We start from the raw sequence: 17,197 nt of genomic DNA on the forward strand, positions 1-17,197 counted from the left end.
TGGCTGCTTGATGGTTTCAGTAATGGGTTATTGGTCTAGCTTACCAACTAGAGACAAGTCGAAGCTTGCGCCCATGTACTTGAAGTGAGGACGTACAGACATCGATACTTTGTACCAGCCTGGATCGCCTTCTACGTCTGATACTTCAACCTTCGCAGCGCGAAGTGGGCGGCGACCACGAACTTCCGCTGGCGGGTTCTCTTGGTCAGAAACGTATTGACGAATCCACTTGTTCAGTTCGATTTCTAGGTCAGAACGCTCTTTCCAAGAACCAATTTGCTCACGCTGTAGCACTTTTATGTAGTGCGCTAAACGGTTGATAATGAACATGTAAGGAAGCTGAGTACCTAGCTTGTAGTTCATCTCGGCTTGTTTGCCTTCCGGCGTGTTCGCAAACACTTTTGGTTTTTGAACAGAGTTTGCAGAGAAGAACGCCGCATTGTCAGAACCTTTACGCATGGTTAGCGCAATGAAACCTTCTTCTGCTAGCTCATACTCACGACGGTCAGAAACCAGGATCTCGGTTGGGATCTTAGTCTCGATTTGACCCATAGCTTCAAAGTTGTAAACCGGTAGATCTTGTACAGTACCACCGCTTTGAGGACCAATAATGTTCGGACACCAACGGTACTTAGCAAATGATTCACTGATCTTAGACGCCATCGCGTACGCTGAGTTACCCCATAGGTAGTTATCATGGCTGTCTGTCACTTGCTCATCGTAGTCAAACGCCTTAATTGGGTTATCTTCAACAGAGTAAGGCGTACGTAGCATAAAGCGAGATGTACATAGACCTAGGTAACGTGCGTCTTCGTGCTCACGCAGACCACGCCATTTCGCGTACTGTGGACCTTCAAATACAGACTTCAGATCTTTTAGGTTTGGCAGCTCTTCGTAGCTGTCTAGACCAAAGAATTTAGCCGATGCCGACGTGATGAATGGTGCGTGAGACATTGCACCTACGTTCGCCATATATTCCATCAGTTTGATGTCAGGCGACGAAGCTGACATAGCGTAATCACAAATGACTGCGCCAACAGGTTTACCACCGAACTGGCCGTATTCACGTGTGTAGATTTGCTTGTACAGGCCAGACTTCACCACCTCTGGAGCGTCTTCGAAGTCATCAAGAACTTCGTCTTTCTTCGCAGAGATCAGTTCAATTTGAATGTTCTCGCGGAAGTCAGTGTGATCAACCAGGTACTTAAGGCCACGCCACGTTGATTCAATCGCTTGAACTTCTTCGTTGTGAAGAATTGCATCAACTTGCTTAGACAATTTTTGGTCGATTTCAGAGATCATCAGATCAACCAGAGATTGGTCGACTTTCTCTGTGTTCGAACTGCTTAGTAGCTCACTGATGAATGCTTCTACGCCGCGTTTTGCAACGTCAAAACCTTCATCACTTGGCTTTAAACGTGTTTCGTTAAGAATGCTATCCAGAAGTGAGCCTGATTCAACTAAGGCTGCTTCTTGTTCTGGCGCTTGTGCTTCTGCAGACATGATATCCCTTACTCTTCTTTCGCGTCTTGGTCGTTGCCAATGCTTAGTTCATCCAACAGTTTCTTTCTCGCTTCTTCATCTTGAAGAACCGATGCGATCTTCTTACGGAACGCAGGCACGTTTCCTAGAGGACCTTTAAGTGCAACCAAGGCTTCGCGAAGCTCAAGTAGGCTGTTTAGTTCAGGTACACTTTTCGCGATCGCTTCAGGAGAGAAGTCCTTCATGTTTTGGAAGGTCAGATCAACACCAATCTGGCCGCCTTCTTCATCAGAAAGACGGTTTTCAACGTTGACTTTAACGTTTGGAGACATGCCCTCTAGCACTTCGTTAAAGTTGTCTTTGTCGATGTTAATTGGAGTACGTTCTTCAATTGGTGTCTCATCTGCACGCGCAGTAAAGTCGCCAACTACCATCATGCTTAGCGGCAGCTCTACGTCTTCTTGCGTATCGCCAGTTGCTGGAACATAACGGATATTAATTCGCTCTTTAGGAGCCACCGAGCCGTCACGTGACATAATTCGTTCCTTATCTAACTCTTTAATTAGTCGTAAATTGCTTTCCACTCTTCATACTTCTCAGGTAGAAGATCCTTGCTTCCAAATAACCGATGGAGTGTTTTTCGAATTAGGTCTTCTAACTGTGACGATAAGTGGGGTTCCCAGCTCGCGAGATTAAACGCTTTTTGTACTTCCCACCCCTTCTCAAGATACGGCAAACACAACGGGTATAATCCAACAGACTGGTAAGCTGCTATCAATTGCAAATACAGCATGAACTGCCCACGTCCCGAGCTATCCAGCTCAAGTTTGCGGGCAAGCTCTGCGGCACATTCCCCTAGATTTTCTAGAGTGATATCCTCCATTGGCAGCGAGTCTTCCTGCGAAATCACAACCGTTTGAACAACGGGTTGAGAAGTCGAAGAAGTAGTATCTTGAGTCGATAACCAGCTCAAGGTCGCTTCATCTGCAAATGGTATAGAATTCTTAAATGAGAGGTGCTCGATGCCCTCTAGCGATTCAACAAAACGCGTCACTTCTTGTTTCACAGCAAGCGCTGCATCATCAAAGCCCAAGTTATTAAGCATCGAATACACGAAGTAATGGCCCGTCAGCCAAAACGGCGCATCCGTTAATGTGCGCTCCAAACGCTTAATCGTGTCGATGTCGCTTTCTTGGTCAGCTTTATCTCGGTATTCCGCTTGTTGATCGGACGACACTGCCAAGCTCAAAGGCGTTTGATTGTTTTGGTGGTCGGGTAGACCATCAATGTCATCCCAAGTCAGATGACGATAAATCCGGTAAGCCAGCGGATCACTTGGGTTCGCATGAAGCATGACTTCCGCAACCTTCTTCAAGGTGCGCTTAGAAGCCGTGGGCGAAGAGAAGTCCGTATCGACATCGACTTCTTTTGCTACCGCTTTCTTAACTGGCGCAGGTTTAGGGGTCGGCGGAACCGCCTTCACCGGTGCGGTTTGCACTTCACTCTGCGCTGGCGTTTCTGCGGCGGCAGGCTGCGTAGCTGGTGCAGACGCCGCTTGTTCGACGTTAACGACTGCTTCATCGCTCTGCTCATCAGCCGCCGCTTGTTGAGATAAGACATTGAGTTGAGTGCGAATCTCAAAGAAATCCGCTTCTGAGTCTTGGTAAACCTCGTCGTACTGGCGCTGCACTTCTTCAATAGTCGAAATGCAGTTTGATACCAAATCCCATGACTGAGCGCTTTCCGCTAACTTGCTGCTGACCAGTTTAAACTGATGGTTCAACCATTCGACCGCGCCATCTCGACCCCGCTTTCGCGAAGGATACAATTCAACGCCAAAGCGACTTAACGCCTCACTAAGCAGCTTTAGACCTTGTTCAAAGCCTTGCAGACCAAACTCTTCTGTTAGCGCGCGAACGAGGTAACAAATGGCTTTTAAGTCTTTACTGTGGTGCTCTAGAACTTCAGTCGCGTGCGTTTTTACCACGCTCCAATCTACTGTTTCGCCAAACAAGGAACCGAATTTCTTCACTTCGGACTCCATCATTTCATAGCAAAACTCGTAACGGGCATCGTTTCCCACTGGAGATTCATCAGAAATAGGAGTAAGCAGACGATCGATATCAATGTTGGACAAAATTCACGTCTCCTTCAGTCAAGTAATCTCTCAACGCACGCGCTACCGCAATTGCGCCATTTGCTGGCTTAGATAATCGATGGCTCTGCTCAATTGCATCCGACGCCATGCTATCTAGAATTTTCGTGATTTCTGTAAATTTGCTTGGTGCATTCCGTTCTAAATCGGCAAGGGATTCATGTAGCTTTTGTTTGTCGTAAACGGATTGCTCCATCACGGTGCTAAACAAAATAAATTCGCTTCTTGCGACGATTAAATCCTTTATTTTTTTGTCTAGTTCTGGCGTATTACCGAAGTAGGCTTTGGCTAATTCGGCTTCTTCAATTGCTTTGGTGTAAAAGTGCGCCTCTGCATGTTTATCGATGGAGTCATTAATATTTTCCATCACAGCCTTTGGTAAGATTTGGTTGTAGAAATAGGCTTGTGACTGGTTTAATAACCATGCCTCTTTCATTTCATTTTCTGCGAGCTTAGCTTCACCATCTAAAATTAAGCGAGCAATCTGCTTATCTCGACTGCCAGCTATGGAAGATACTTTCATGGAATCGATAGACGCGACATTTAATCCAGACATCACTTTAGTCAACGCCTCATCCGCATATGGAAACAGAGCACCGTCACGAACAAGGGTTTCTCGCAAGGTGACAAGCTCCTTACGTAACTCGACTAATGCCATTGGTAAGCCATCCGCTAACGATTGATACGACGTTAACTGAGCCTGTTTTTCTTCATATAAATTCGAGAGGCTTAACTGCTGAGCTTGATATGCTGTTCGATAAGCTTCTGTCATATCAATACTCTGAGTAGCTTGAGACAATTCTTCTTTGATTTTCCATGGAGGCTGAGCCAAAAAAGAAGCCGTTTCAGAGGGCGTAATAACGTGAGTTACAGTAGTGACACCTCGGGAAAAAATGGCATCCAATTGATCTTTATTCTGTTGATATAAATAACTTCCTGCTGTTGCCAGCACACTCAACACTAAGCTCGCCTCTAATATTTTAAAGCGACCATACGCCGTTTTATCATTTGGCTTACAGTGTGTAAGCAGCAAGTCCGCGTTACGCAAGCTACTGAAAATTGGTGCGTTAGAATTTGAGCTAATTGATTGCGTATCGATTCGCGCTAACTGCTGAGCAAACGAAATAGCGGTATAGCCATGCCCTCTTGGTTTGTTGATGACTTCTTTCAGCAATTTCCAAATATGAGCCGGGATCAAAGCCGGACGCTTTCGGTCTTTTAACTGCTTATTCCAAGCATCACCAAATATTGAGCCTAAAAATAGATGTCCAGCGAGCAAAGCGAGAGAGTAAACATCATCTTGCGGTTCCGCGATGCCAGTTTCTATATAAAGAGGGGAAGCGTAGCTCAAGCTTGCTTCTGCGTAAGGTTCTGTCTCTCCAATGTAACGAGCAGCGCCGAAATCAATGAGCTTAACGTAATCGCCTTCACTCACTAATACGTTAGATGGTTTAATATCAAGATGGCAGATACCTCTTGTATGCATAAACTCTAGAGCGCCAGCGAGTTGATACACCAACCAAGCGATGTGGTCGTGGCGGAAGCCTTTAGAAGAATGACGATCCATTTTTTCTGCCAGTGATTCACCTTGGATCCACTCGTACATCAAATATGGGCGTTCGAATTCGTTGCCGATTTTTACAAAGTTAGCCACGCTAGGGTGTTGAGAAAGCTCCAGCCTGCTCGCTTCGTTAATCAACATTTTGCTCGCAAATTCTGGCGAGTCATCATTGATAACTTTGCAACAGATTTGCTTCTCTGGCTGCCCTTTTTTTGCAAGATGGTAAACCGTTGTCTTACCATTTTTAGAAGGAAGCTTGTCTAATACATCAAACTGTGAAAAAAGCACGTACTCAAGCTTCGGCTTATTTTTTTCTGCTAGCCTTTGCTCATTCAGTTTCTTTTTCTCAATAGCTTTAACAACCAACTGATCGATATATCCTTTGGCTGTACTCTGATTATTAGACACTTAGTACTCTTTCATAGAATAAATATTATTAGAGTTGAATAATATTTTCTTGAACGTACTTGTATCAAGGTTGGTATTTAAAACAAACAGTAAGCCTATTATTTTAGTTATTATTACTAACTTATTAGACCTTTTTACTTACGCTTTCACTGCATGAGTTATACGCTTTTTCGTGTTACAAACTTCAACCTAATAATATGAGTATATTTTCATTGCTATTTGATCGATGAGTGCCCACTAACATTGCAGTAATTGGAGAACTCCTTTGTCACCATGAAAGTCGAACATTAACAATGTAGTTGGTTGCTTAAAGTGGTGCTCTCTGACCGCAAAGGCAATTAAAGCGAGAGAAGAACAACTGCCCATCGTGCCCCACAACTCATTGATAAGCTGCGGTTGTTCTGGGTTCGTGAATCGTTCTGCTTTAGCTCCCAGAGCAAAACCGTAATCTTCCGAGTGCATGCGAAGGTTCGTCATATCGGAATACACTTCACCAAATGAATCGAGCTTTTTACTCGCACGTTGAACAAGTCGAAACATGCCTCTTCGGTCTGAAGTGTTTAATTCCGTATCAATGTAGCCAAGCTGCGCTTGAGGCTTAAGTTTCAATGTTTCTACGGTATTTCTTCGACAAAGAATTAAACCCGCCCCACCCTCACTCGGAATAACGCCCCATGGATTATTGGTACTCATTACCATCGCATCGTCGATGAGTGTTTGCATCGAACTCACCAAGGTATCGACACTGATACACATCATAGCATCGTATTTATCCAATGATTTCATGGCCTGGAGAACGAAACTGGGCCCACTGGCATGAACAGCATTCACCACAGAGAGAAATTCAGCATAGTTACTTTCACCAAGCCATTCTTGCACCTTTACTAGTGAAACAGACGCAGGCACCGCTATAAGCAAAGGTATTGGTCTCAATGAACGTGGTAACTGTGCTAACAATGAATCAAGCAAGTGGGTGATTAACTCACACGTTTTCTCAAACTGCTCACTTTCTTTGGTGTATTCGATTTTGGCGTAAGTAAAACGCTCGATACCATCATCCCCTACACATTGGTCGAATCTTCCTAAGTCAGCATACGAAACTGCACTAGCAATATCTAAATTCATACCGGTTGGCGTCATCACTTCCATCCCTAGCACGTAACGGCCTGTTGAATTATGCATGCTCGCTTACCTCTTCCAACTTAGTGATGGATGTCGACACCAACAAATGTTCCTTGCCCTGACAAGGAAACGCAGCGGTGTAACTGATTGATATAGTTTTCTTTTCCGTATCAACGAATAAGGTGTACATCGCCATATCAGCTTGATAACTTTGATCTTTGAACGTCGCGATCGCACGGTATTTTTCTTTAGGAATTCGAAATGAAAGCGTGTCATCATGACAAAAGCCACTCATCATCAAACGCTCCCCCCCACGAAGGAAGCCTTTGCACTGTTGATCAATAGGCGCGCTTTGGAAGAACCGCTTATCAAAATCGAGTGGCAACATTGGCTTGCGATTCTCAATCCAATCGTCATCGAACGTGCCGGCCAGCTTCTGGCGCGACTCAAAGAACGGAGGCACTGGCCCGAACCCCGCAACGCGTAGTTTTTTCGCGGCGGCACTCCAGTCCTCTCGGGGATAAAAAATCGAGGGCACTTTCTGTTCAAGCAATTCTTTGTTGGAGTCGGCAACCCCACCACCTATTCGGTTACGTAAATCACCGCCTACCGCGCAAGTGTAATCAATGTCTTTTTCAATAAATGGGACTGGATTGCTCAGCGTGATACTGCCAGCATGCTCAACCCATACGCGTTCCCCGTGAATAGCGAGAGTCTTATCGATATGACCATCAATCAGCACACGACACTCTTGGTATGTCACTGGCTTTTTCGCGTAGCTGCGCGCTTTGCCGTAAACAAGTACATCTGTGTTTTCTTTGGTATACGCGAACTCGTGGTCAACTTTCATCGCAGAGAAGCCTTCTTCGCCCAAATATTGGGGATCATCGAAGATTTCACTTTCACCTAATTCGTGCCAAACCACACCATCGAATTGCCATGTGCGTTTGGCGACTACAACCCAGACTTCATCGCCGTTTTCGTCACGTTGAAAACGACCTTTGAGTGATAGCTCAGGGTACGCCTCAATATCCCATAACTGCATTGCTATTCCTTAAGTTGAATCGTTCGCTCGCAGAAGGTGCGGCCTTTAAATTGTTAAAGTTCCAGTCTTGTTGATGAATCGGCATTGCCATATCCCAAGGCACGTAGGCTCTGGATTGAATACAGAGTTGACGCCATAGCCAATCGCGGAACAGCACATCAACGTTAGAATCTTGCATCGCAGCTAACGTAGACTCGAAGCTCAATGCGTAACCCAAGCGGCTTGGTAGATTTTGGATATATTTTTCATCTTCCACCCACTCATTGAGCAGATCGACAATCTCTTCCCATTCATACTCGACACCAACATCTTGCGGATTCAGAGGAAGAAGCTTTCCGTAGACGACATACAAGGCTTGAAGCCAAATTTCACCCTCAGCTTCACCTTCCTCCAGACTTTCCAAGTGCTCGATGATTTGGGGTACCAGTTTCCAATCACCACCCAGCGCAAAATCAACAGGTGCTAATGAAGAAGAGATATCAAACGCCTCAAACTCTTTTAACTCAAGTAACTTGGCATAAGTGAGCACTTGCGCTGATGGTAATCCATTTGGTTCGATGCCAAAGCACTGACGGAGCCAAGTGCCTCTGTCACGTTTGGTAATCAAACGTTCAAATAGATATTGTTCGCTGCCTGCATTGTCATTGAGCCAATCAATCCCCTCTTTCACGTCTTGTAAAGCGAGCAGTGGCAAAGCAACATGAGAGCTAATGATGCTGGCTTTGTGCCAGCGCTTGATGAGAGAAACACTTAATGTTTGACGTACACGTAAGCATTCAAAGTAAAACGCACTGGATGTCGCATTACCCTCAATAAGCTCCGAAAGCGTGCTATCCATAGATTCAACCGGAGATTGTACGGCAATGACCATTGCGGTTTTAGCGTCAATATCTTCGAGTAAACTCAAGCCGCACAAAAGGTTATCCAACGCTGAGCCCAACTCGCCTTGTAGCATCAGCCAGCTGTAGATTTCTGGCTCCTGGCCTCTTAACTGATGAATCAACCCCGGTGCTAACCGATAAAACGACAAGTACACCTGCTTCAGTTCTTCAATTTGGCGTTCAATCAGCTTGAGATACGCCAACTCACGACTTGGATAACCCCTTTTGTGAATTTGAACTCGCTGCCTGATTAAAAAACCGATACTTTCAGAAGCAATGGACAGCTTTTCATTACAGAAATCCAGCCATGTTACTGGCAATTGGGAAAGGTCGTTCACAGCGCGCTCAGCTTTTGCTAACGCGCCTTCGACTTCTTGATTGGTTATGGGTGCCTTTAGGTGCTCGACACCGATTCTTTGTCGCATCTAGTTATCCGTTATTAGCGTGCCATAACGCGATTGCAATTAGTTAATACAAAGTAATTAGCTAACTCGACGTAAATTAGCTAATGCTAGGTAATTAGTTAATTGCGATCGTTCCGCCTTGAATTTTTTGTGCTTTTTCTGCTTGAGAGGTGACGTACTTCGCTTTAGTGGTAATTCGTCCATCGCGCCCGCTATAGCGAGTTTCTGTCTCACCACTTTTGACTACCAACTCTTGTTCTGTCTCGATAACCATCTTCTTCGCTCGCAATACAAACTCGTCAGAGTCATCCAGAATGGAGAAGAAAATGTCCGTCACAAGAGGCAAGCTTAAGTCGTCGTTCAAAAATTCAACTCGACAACTTAATCGATTATCGATAGCCATTTGCAGCTCAGAACGACGAAAGCCACGTCCTAGTCTCGCAGTGAGTGGCTGCTTAAATGGGTTACCATCAAAATCAACTCGCACACTGCCCGTAGACTCATTGATAGCCACTATTCTTCCAAAACGCGAAAAGCAAGCCGTTGATTCGGCTTGCTGCTCTGATATTACTTCTGTTGTAAGAGGTTGTTTTTCCATTGTTAGTTAACCACTACGTTGCCACCTTTCACGACGACTTTGTCACTGCCTTCGATCGTAATAGCCGAGCCTGATAACTTTATTGAACCATCACTGTTCATCACTAAAGAGGAACCACCCGTTTTCAATACAATCTTGTCGCCACTGATAATTTGCGTTGCACCATCGGCTTTATAAGCGGTGTTCCCTTTCACTGATACCGTTAAGTTGCCACCAATCGTCTGGTTATCATCCGCACCAATATCTGAACTCTTAGACGCACCGATAGTAAGGTTACTGTTTTCGCCAATATCTAAGTCATCATTTTTACCGATCTTAGTCGTACGGTTATCACCAATTTCTAAGTCAGAATTGTTTTTCACATACTGGGCTTCGTTCGCGTTGTATGTGACGGTAACGTCTTGCTCGACTGTCTCGGTAAACGTACTGTTTACTTGTGTCGTTTTATGTCCATGAATGGTTTCTTTATGGTCACCATGAACTTCATTCGTTTGGTGACGTGCAACCTTCAAGAATTCATCTTGACCGATATCACGGTAACGGTTGTTGAGCACCTTGGTCGACATGTCTTTTTGAGCGTGAATATAGACTTCTTCTTGGTTCGCTTCGTCTTCAAAACTCAACTCGTTGTAACCTGTTCCTTTGTGCGTTTGCGTGCGGAACGTGGTACGAGTTTTGTTTTCTGGCAAAGAGTACGGTGGGAAATGCAAACCGTTGTAAACTGCGCCCGTAACTAACGGACGATCTGGATCGCCCTCAAGGAAAGTCACTACGACTTCATGGCCAATACGCGGCAAATAAACTGCGCCCCATGTTGGCGCCGCCATGGATTGGCTTACACGAATCCAACAGCTTGAATGTTCGTTGTTATCACCGTAGCGATCCCAATGGAACTGTACTTTCACTCGACCAAGCTTGTCGGTGTAAATCTCTTCACCTTCTGGTCCTACAACGACCGCCGTTTGAGGGCCATCCACTACTGGTGCTGCTAGTTTAGGCGCTTTAAAAACCACATCACGTGGAACACATGAGAACTGGTTGTAGTAAGTGGTTGGCATACCACTCGCTTCATCTTCATGCACTTGCGGATCTTGACCTGTGTGCATTACAGACAACATGAGGTAATCGCGGTTAATCTCAGAACGCGGGTGGTCACTGACGTTAAAGCTGTAACCAGATGCTAAGCGCATTACGTCACTCGTTGCTTCCACTTGTTGATTATCGACTATGTGTTCCGACATCCACTCCGTGGTTCTCACCTGACCCATCAGCGGGTCGACGTATCGTCCAGGATAATCAAACTGCTTGAGATCTTGGTCTAGCTCGCCAGCCTGTGTCATCTCTTGTGGAATTTTAGGGTGTTCGTAGTTGTAATCTGTGTACGTAACCTGTCCCGTTCTAACGCGGTTAACTAACTCGAGATCAGAGATATGCTCGCGATCGGCAACACCGCCACCATCGGCATGATAAACAATCGGCCCAATGTATGAAGCATTTAGTGGCGAGCTTATCAAAGGTGCAATCGCGTCATTACTGTCGACAATGACCATCGTATGATTTGAATCGCTATGGTCAAAGTAATACCACATACCGTGTTCAGCCATCATACGCTGCACGAAGTGCAAGTCAGACTCACGGTATTGCAGAACGTATTCTTTTGGAGGATAAGTACCCGACACTTCAAATCGGTAATCGGTGACTGCCCCATCATCGAGTACTTCTGTGATGATGTCTTGCGCTGACTTTTGCTGGAAAATACGACAATCTTGGCGCTGAGATAAGAACCAAGCTTGAGGAACCAAGACTAATTGATAACGAGAAAAACGACGTCCAGTCCCTAAGTAACGAACTTCATTCACCACGCCGTTGAACACGCGCGCAGCCCCAACACCTTGTCCGTAAAGTGTCAACGTTCCTGCTTTACGTATTAACTCATCGAACGAGATATCTGGATCAAGTGAAAGTAATGAGAGATTGATGTGGAAAGGCTTAGATAACTCTTCATGAACATGAAAGCTCTCAACCCGAAATTCATGCCCACATCCAGGCACTTCAAATTTAAATTCTACGTCATTCACCATATCTTTTACCTGATACAAATAATCGAATTAGGGCCAACAATCGTTGGCCCTGAATCTTTACGCGACGAGCAATTAAGCTTCGCGTGGAGCACGCCAGTCGTCGTTACCCGCAGTACCACAGTTTTCGTGAGTTACTTCGATCGCACGGTAAGTGAACTTAAGCACTTCTTCTGTCACGCGGTCAGCTGTTGCTGCGTCTTGACAGTGGTTCATACGAGTTTGGATATCGACAAGTAGCGCATCAATCAATTTGATTGAGTAGTAGTGCTCTTGTTTACCTTGAACTGAAGTACGGTAGAAGCGGATCACACACTCAGGAAGTTTTTCGCCAGATACTAGTGCGTTGAATAGTAGTGGAGATGAGCGATCTTGAACTTTAGTTACAACAAGTGGACGGTGTACACGTTGACCAGTTGGCTGACCACTTTGTGGATCACGTGGAACTGTTAGCACGTGATCAAGTTCTTGTACTAGGAACTCATCAACATGAGCTTCTTGCCATGTGTTACCTACTGAATCTGCAGAGTAAGTATCTTTAGTAATATGGCCTTGAGTCTCACCTTGGATAGACATATATGCTGGAGTTGGCATCGCTATTTCCTTTTCTAAAATCTGTTTTGTTTAAATCACCAAATCGCTTATCACCGCGACTACTTGGTATAATCAAAGTCCGTGCCAACTTTAAAAATGCAATAAAAACAACAATTTAAATAAATTAAGACATTATTCACCAATATCTTGAGTACAATTTATTGGATAAAAAACCAAAAAGTTGGATTAAGATAATAATAAATTGTTATAACTTTAAAAAGTGAAAATAACCATATAAAACCGTGTAAATAAAGTCATTAAAACTAATAAATCCGACACTTTTACTATCAATTAATTTAGAATAACAACGCCATTAAAATAACCACAAACATTAATGTCACAATAATCATTAAAAATAACCAACAAACGATAGTCAAAATATCTTGATAAAAAAAGAACGCAATCACTTTTAGTATAATAGCTGCTACCTCTTTTCCTCTAAAGAATAAAATGGCTATGATAAATATAAACCTTTCTTCATTAATTCAGCGTCTACACCCGATTGCAAAAGTAGCATTAGAAGACGCCGCTGCACTTGCAGTCTCTGAAAAAGCAAACGAAGTTCAAATTGAGCATTATTTACTGAGTCTATTAGAAAGGCCAAATAGTGATTTTGACGTCTTATTAAGTCATTTTGATTGTTCTGAGAACTTATTAAGACAATCGGTTCGATCCACACTCGACACCAACGCCAAAGGAAATGGCAGCAAACCTGTTTTTTCTGCTTTATTAATCGAATGGTTGCAAGAAAGTTGGCTGGTTTCTTCTTTAGATCTATCCGAAACACAAATCCGCTCTGGTGCCTTACTCCTTACTCTTGTTAGCAACCCTCTCCGTTACGGCCAACATGGTTACGCCTCTATCCTTGAAGCGGTAAACCCTGACAGCCTTAAGCGTAACTTTGCAGAGCTAACAAGCCACTCTATTGAGGCGCAAGTTGCTACTTCAGAGAAAACACAAGCTCGTGAGGATGGCTCAGCACTGAGCAAGTTCACAACCGACTTCACTGGTAAAGCACGCAAAGGCGAAATCGACCCTGTTTTCTGCCGCGACCAAGAAATCCGCCAAATCGTGGACATTCTTGCTCGTCGCCGTAAAAACAACCCTATTGCTGTTGGTGAACCGGGCGTTGGTAAAACCGCAGTAGTAGAAGGTTTGGCACTTAAGATTGTACAAGGTGACGTACCAGACAACCTCAAAGGTGTTGAGCTTTACGGCCTGGACATGGGTCTTCTGCAAGCTGGTGCAAGCGTAAAAGGCGAATTCGAAAAACGCCTAAACGCAGTATTGGATGAAGTGAAAAACTCACCAACTCCAATCATTCTATTCATCGATGAAGCACACACCCTTGTTGGCGGTGGTAACCAAGCAGGCGGCAGCGACGCGGCAAACTTGCTAAAACCAGCCCTAGCGCGTGGTGAAGTGAAAACCATCGCTGCGACAACATGGTCGGAATACAAGAAGTACTTCGAGAAAGATCCTGCTCTTGCGCGTCGTTTCCAATTGGTGAAACTCGACGAACCGTCTCCTGAGCAAGCAGCATTAATCATTCGTGGTCTGCGCCCAACATACGAGAAGTCACACAACGTTTACGTGCGTGACGATGCTATCACTGCTGCGGCAGCACTTTCTGCTCGTTACATCTCTGGTCGTCAACTGCCAGACAAAGCGATCGATGTACTAGATACGGCGTGTGCACGAGTGAACATCAGCCTTAATGCCATTCCTGCTTCTGTAGAGACACTGCAACAAGAACTTGCAGCTCAACAGCGCGAGCTTGAAGCACTTGAGCGTGATGCTCTGCAGCAAACTGGCGACAAGCACAGCCTTGCTAACATTCCAGACCTAAAACTGGCAATGGAAACAACGAAAGAAGCGCTAGCAGAACAAGAAGCGCAATGGCACAAAGAAAAAGAGCAGATCCAAGAGATGATTGCTCTACGCTCTCGTTTGCATGAACTGGTCTTTGGCGAAACAAATGAAGAGGAGCTTGTTGCAGAAGAAGATTCAGAACAAGAGCAAAACGTTTCTCCATATGCAGAAATGGATGAAGAAGCCGTTCGCATTGCAATTTCGGCCTGCCAAGAACAGCTAGATGCAATCCGCAATGGCAACCCACTGGTTCACTTTGAAGTGGGTCCAGATGAAGTTAGCCACGTCATCTCGGACTGGACTGGTATTCCTATGGGTAAGATGCTTCAAGACGAAGCAGAAACCACGCTAAAACTGAAAGAAAGCCTAACACAAAGCATCAAAGGCCAAGAATACGCTATCGATGCACTGTCTGAAGGCATTCAAACTGCGAAAGCTGGTCTAGGTAACCCAGACGCACCGACAGGCGTATTCCTGCTCGTTGGCCCAAGTGGTGTGGGTAAAACCGAAACGGCTCGTGCGATTGCTGATCAAATGTTTGGTGGTGAGCGCTTTATGACGACCATTAACATGTCTGAGTTCCAAGAGAAGCACACGGTATCTCGCCTAATCGGTTCTCCTCCGGGTTACGTAGGTTACGGTGAAGGCGGCATGCTGACAGAAGCGGTTCGTCAACGTCCATATTCTGTTGTTCTTCTTGATGAAGTGGAAAAAGCCGACCCTGAAGTGTTGAACCTGTTCTACCAAGTGTTCGACAAAGGCACGCTGAACGACGGCGAAGGCCGCACAATCGACTTCAAGAACACGCTGATCATCATGACCAGTAACCTTGCGACGCACGAGATTGAATCTTTGGTTCATCAATCCAAAGACATCGATGCAAACATCATCGCAGAAGCTATTCGCCCTACTTTGAACCAACACTTCAAGCCGGCGCTGTTGGCACGTATGTCAGTACTACCATTTGTTCCGCTGTCTGATGAAGCAATGACAGAAATTATTCACCACAAGCTGAACAAAGTTTCTCAGCGTCTACAGAGCCATCACAAGTTGTCTCTGAGCTACGAAGAAAGCTTGGTTGAGTTCGTACTAGGTAACTGTCGCCTTGCTGAAACGGGCGCGCGTAACATCGACGCGGTCATCAACCGTCAGTTGCTGCCGCAACTATCGACTCAGCTATTAGTGCATGACAAGGATGATTCACATACGCAAATCGAAGTGTCTGTCGATGAGCAAGGAACACTAACCTATGCGTTCAGCTAACCATAGCGAACTTAGTAACGCCCTACTTGCGATCAGTCAGTCTTTGGCTGATCGCAGCCAGCTTACCCAAACCTTGGATGCCGTGTTGACCGCTGCGAGACAAATGACCCTCGCAAAGCACGGCATCATTTACGTTTTGGACCAGACTGGGCAGGCGTTGATTCCAAGTACCGCTCACCATAACGATAAAACTATCGTTTCCCACCCTTGGGAAGCATTACAGTTAGACTCAGCCAGTGAGAACGATCCATTCAACTTTGCCATTCGTAATGGTGAAGTGGTGTTGATTAACGAGTTGTATAAGTACAACGGCTATGACTGCGAAAGCATCTATCAAACAGAACAGACACTGGGATTAAAAAGCGAGAACTTACTGGCTTGGCCTTTGATTGATAGCGAAAGTAAAACCATTGGGCTGTTAGTCTTACTCGATTTGAACGTCATCGACAACGAGGCAGCCTTGACGGAGTTTTGTCGAATGGCAGCGAGTAATATTCGCCAAGCCGTTTGGTTAGAGCAATATGGGCAAGTGATTAAAAATCTCAATGCCGACAATCAAGCCCTAGTGCGCGAGAACACTCAGCTCAAAAAACGTACTCAGAAAGCCTATCAAGGTCCTATTGCAGAGAGCGAAGAAATGCTCAATGTCTTGAATCGTCTTGATAAGGTGCTATCTCTTCCTGTCGACGTTCTGTTGCGTGGTGAAACGGGCGCAGGTAAAGAGGTGATCGCGAAATACATTCACGAAAACTCTAACCGTTCAGAACAGCCTTTGATCGTACAAAACTGTGCGGCAATTCCCGAACAGTTGTTAGAGTCTGAACTGTTTGGGCATAAGAAAGGTTCATTCACGGGCGCGGACAAAGACAAAGTCGGTTTGTTTGAAGCAGCCAACGGCGGCACGCTTTTCCTAGATGAAATTGGCGATATGCCAATGCTACTGCAAGCAAAATTGCTGCGTGTGCTACAGGAACGTAAAGTTCGCCCAATCGGCACTAGCAAAGAGATTGAAGTGGACGTTCGCGTTATCGCCGCAACCCACTGTAATCTTATGCAGCAAATCAAAGATGGCGGATTCCGTGCCGATTTGTTCTATCGTTTGAATGTGTTCCCTATTACATTACCACCATTGAGAGCTCGCAAGTCAGACATTATTCCCCTTGCCGAACATTTCGTGCAACACACCACCAACACGCTAGGTTTGCCGCAAGCACCAGGGTTAAGTGCCAACGTACGTAAACAGCTCCTTGCCTACCAATACCCAGGGAACGTGCGTGAGCTTAAGAACATCATTGAGCGCTCGGTGCTACTGTCCGATTTTGAAACTATTACTCACATCGAGTTTGGCGAACAAATCCCAGAAAGTGTGCCAAGTATCGACATGAAAGCAGCTTCATCTACCCCAGAGCAACCTACTTACGAGCAGCAAGCACAAGCGGATTTAGAAGACGTTTCAAAGAGCCTTAAGGACGTTGTCAGCCAATACGAGCGTACAGTAATCATCGATTGCTTAAATGCTTGCAATTGGCACACCAAGAAGGCCGCTGAGCAATTGGCGCTTCCAATGAGCACTCTCAACCATAAGATGAAGAAATACGATATTTCTGCAGCGGGTTAAGCGAGAAGCGAGAAGCGAGAAGCGAGAAGCGAGAAGCGAGAAGCGAGAAGCGAGAAGCGAGAAGCGAGAAGCGAGAAATCTTACTTCAGTTTCCATTGATAAGAAAAGAAAAACCG

The 17,197-nt window shown here is 45.2% G+C and carries 12 protein-coding genes; 2 read left to right on the forward strand and 10 right to left on the reverse strand.

Features of this window, described 5'->3' with window-relative positions:
- Nucleotides 1–27 precede the first annotated feature (27 nt).
- The 10 genes from tssC to R8N28_RS02585 all read right to left on the reverse strand — a co-directional run bounded on the left by tssC (nt 28) and on the right by R8N28_RS02585 (nt 12,328).
- Nucleotides 28–1,503 (reverse strand): type VI secretion system contractile sheath large subunit, encoded by a 1,476-nt coding sequence (tssC, locus tag R8N28_RS02540; RefSeq protein WP_005373378.1) that lies wholly within the window; start codon nt 1,501–1,503, stop codon nt 28–30.
- A gap of 8 nt (nt 1,504–1,511) precedes the next feature.
- On the reverse strand, nt 1,512–2,018 hold the full coding sequence (gene tssB / locus R8N28_RS02545) for a type VI secretion system contractile sheath small subunit (RefSeq protein WP_005373381.1): 507 nt from the start codon (nt 2,016–2,018) through the stop codon (nt 1,512–1,514).
- Between the two features lie 26 nt (nt 2,019–2,044).
- Nucleotides 2,045–3,619 (reverse strand): type VI secretion system protein TssA, encoded by a 1,575-nt coding sequence (gene tssA, locus R8N28_RS02550; protein WP_042523533.1) that lies wholly within the window; start codon nt 3,617–3,619, stop codon nt 2,045–2,047.
- Complete coding sequence (locus tag R8N28_RS02555) at nt 3,606–5,606, reverse strand: serine/threonine protein kinase (protein WP_042523531.1); 2,001 nt, start codon at nt 5,604–5,606, stop codon at nt 3,606–3,608. Before R8N28_RS02555 ends, tssA begins: the two co-directional genes overlap by 14 nt.
- A gap of 237 nt (nt 5,607–5,843) precedes the next feature.
- On the reverse strand, nt 5,844–6,788 hold the full coding sequence (locus R8N28_RS02560; protein ID WP_005386097.1) for a hypothetical protein: 945 nt from the start codon (nt 6,786–6,788) through the stop codon (nt 5,844–5,846).
- A complete protein-coding gene (locus R8N28_RS02565; RefSeq protein WP_042523528.1) occupies nt 6,781–7,773 on the reverse strand; it encodes a DUF2169 domain-containing protein in 993 nt (330 codons plus the stop codon). The genes R8N28_RS02560 and R8N28_RS02565 overlap by 8 nt, the downstream gene beginning before the upstream one ends.
- Nucleotides 7,754–9,079, reverse strand: coding sequence for a hypothetical protein (locus R8N28_RS02570; protein ID WP_042523526.1), 1,326 nt, complete (start codon nt 9,077–9,079; stop codon nt 7,754–7,756). The genes R8N28_RS02565 and R8N28_RS02570 overlap by 20 nt, the downstream gene beginning before the upstream one ends.
- 94 nt (nt 9,080–9,173) lie before the next feature.
- Nucleotides 9,174–9,656: a hypothetical protein gene (locus tag R8N28_RS02575; protein WP_025767908.1), complete on the reverse strand. Its 483-nt coding sequence runs from the start codon at nt 9,654–9,656 to the stop codon at nt 9,174–9,176.
- A gap of 2 nt (nt 9,657–9,658) precedes the next feature.
- A complete protein-coding gene (tssI, locus tag R8N28_RS02580) occupies nt 9,659–11,737 on the reverse strand; it encodes a type VI secretion system tip protein VgrG (RefSeq protein WP_065275207.1) in 2,079 nt (692 codons plus the stop codon).
- Nucleotides 11,738–11,809: 72 nt separating this feature from the next.
- Nucleotides 11,810–12,328 carry an Hcp family type VI secretion system effector gene (locus R8N28_RS02585; protein WP_005373415.1) on the reverse strand — a complete coding sequence of 173 codons (519 nt, stop codon included), beginning with the start codon at nt 12,326–12,328 and terminating at the stop codon, nt 11,810–11,812.
- A 456-nt stretch (nt 12,329–12,784) separates the two neighbouring features.
- Between R8N28_RS02585 and tssH the strand changes: the two genes are divergently transcribed.
- A complete protein-coding gene (gene tssH, locus R8N28_RS02590; RefSeq protein ID WP_065275620.1) occupies nt 12,785–15,463 on the forward strand; it encodes a type VI secretion system ATPase TssH in 2,679 nt (892 codons plus the stop codon).
- The gene (locus R8N28_RS02595; protein ID WP_065275206.1) at nt 15,450–17,081 is read left to right on the forward strand and encodes a sigma-54-dependent Fis family transcriptional regulator; all 1,632 of its coding nucleotides are present in this window, start codon (nt 15,450–15,452) and stop codon (nt 17,079–17,081) included. The genes tssH and R8N28_RS02595 overlap by 14 nt, the downstream gene beginning before the upstream one ends.
- Nucleotides 17,082–17,197: the final 116 nt, after the last annotated feature.

Source organism: Vibrio sp. Vb1554, assembly GCF_033344235.1.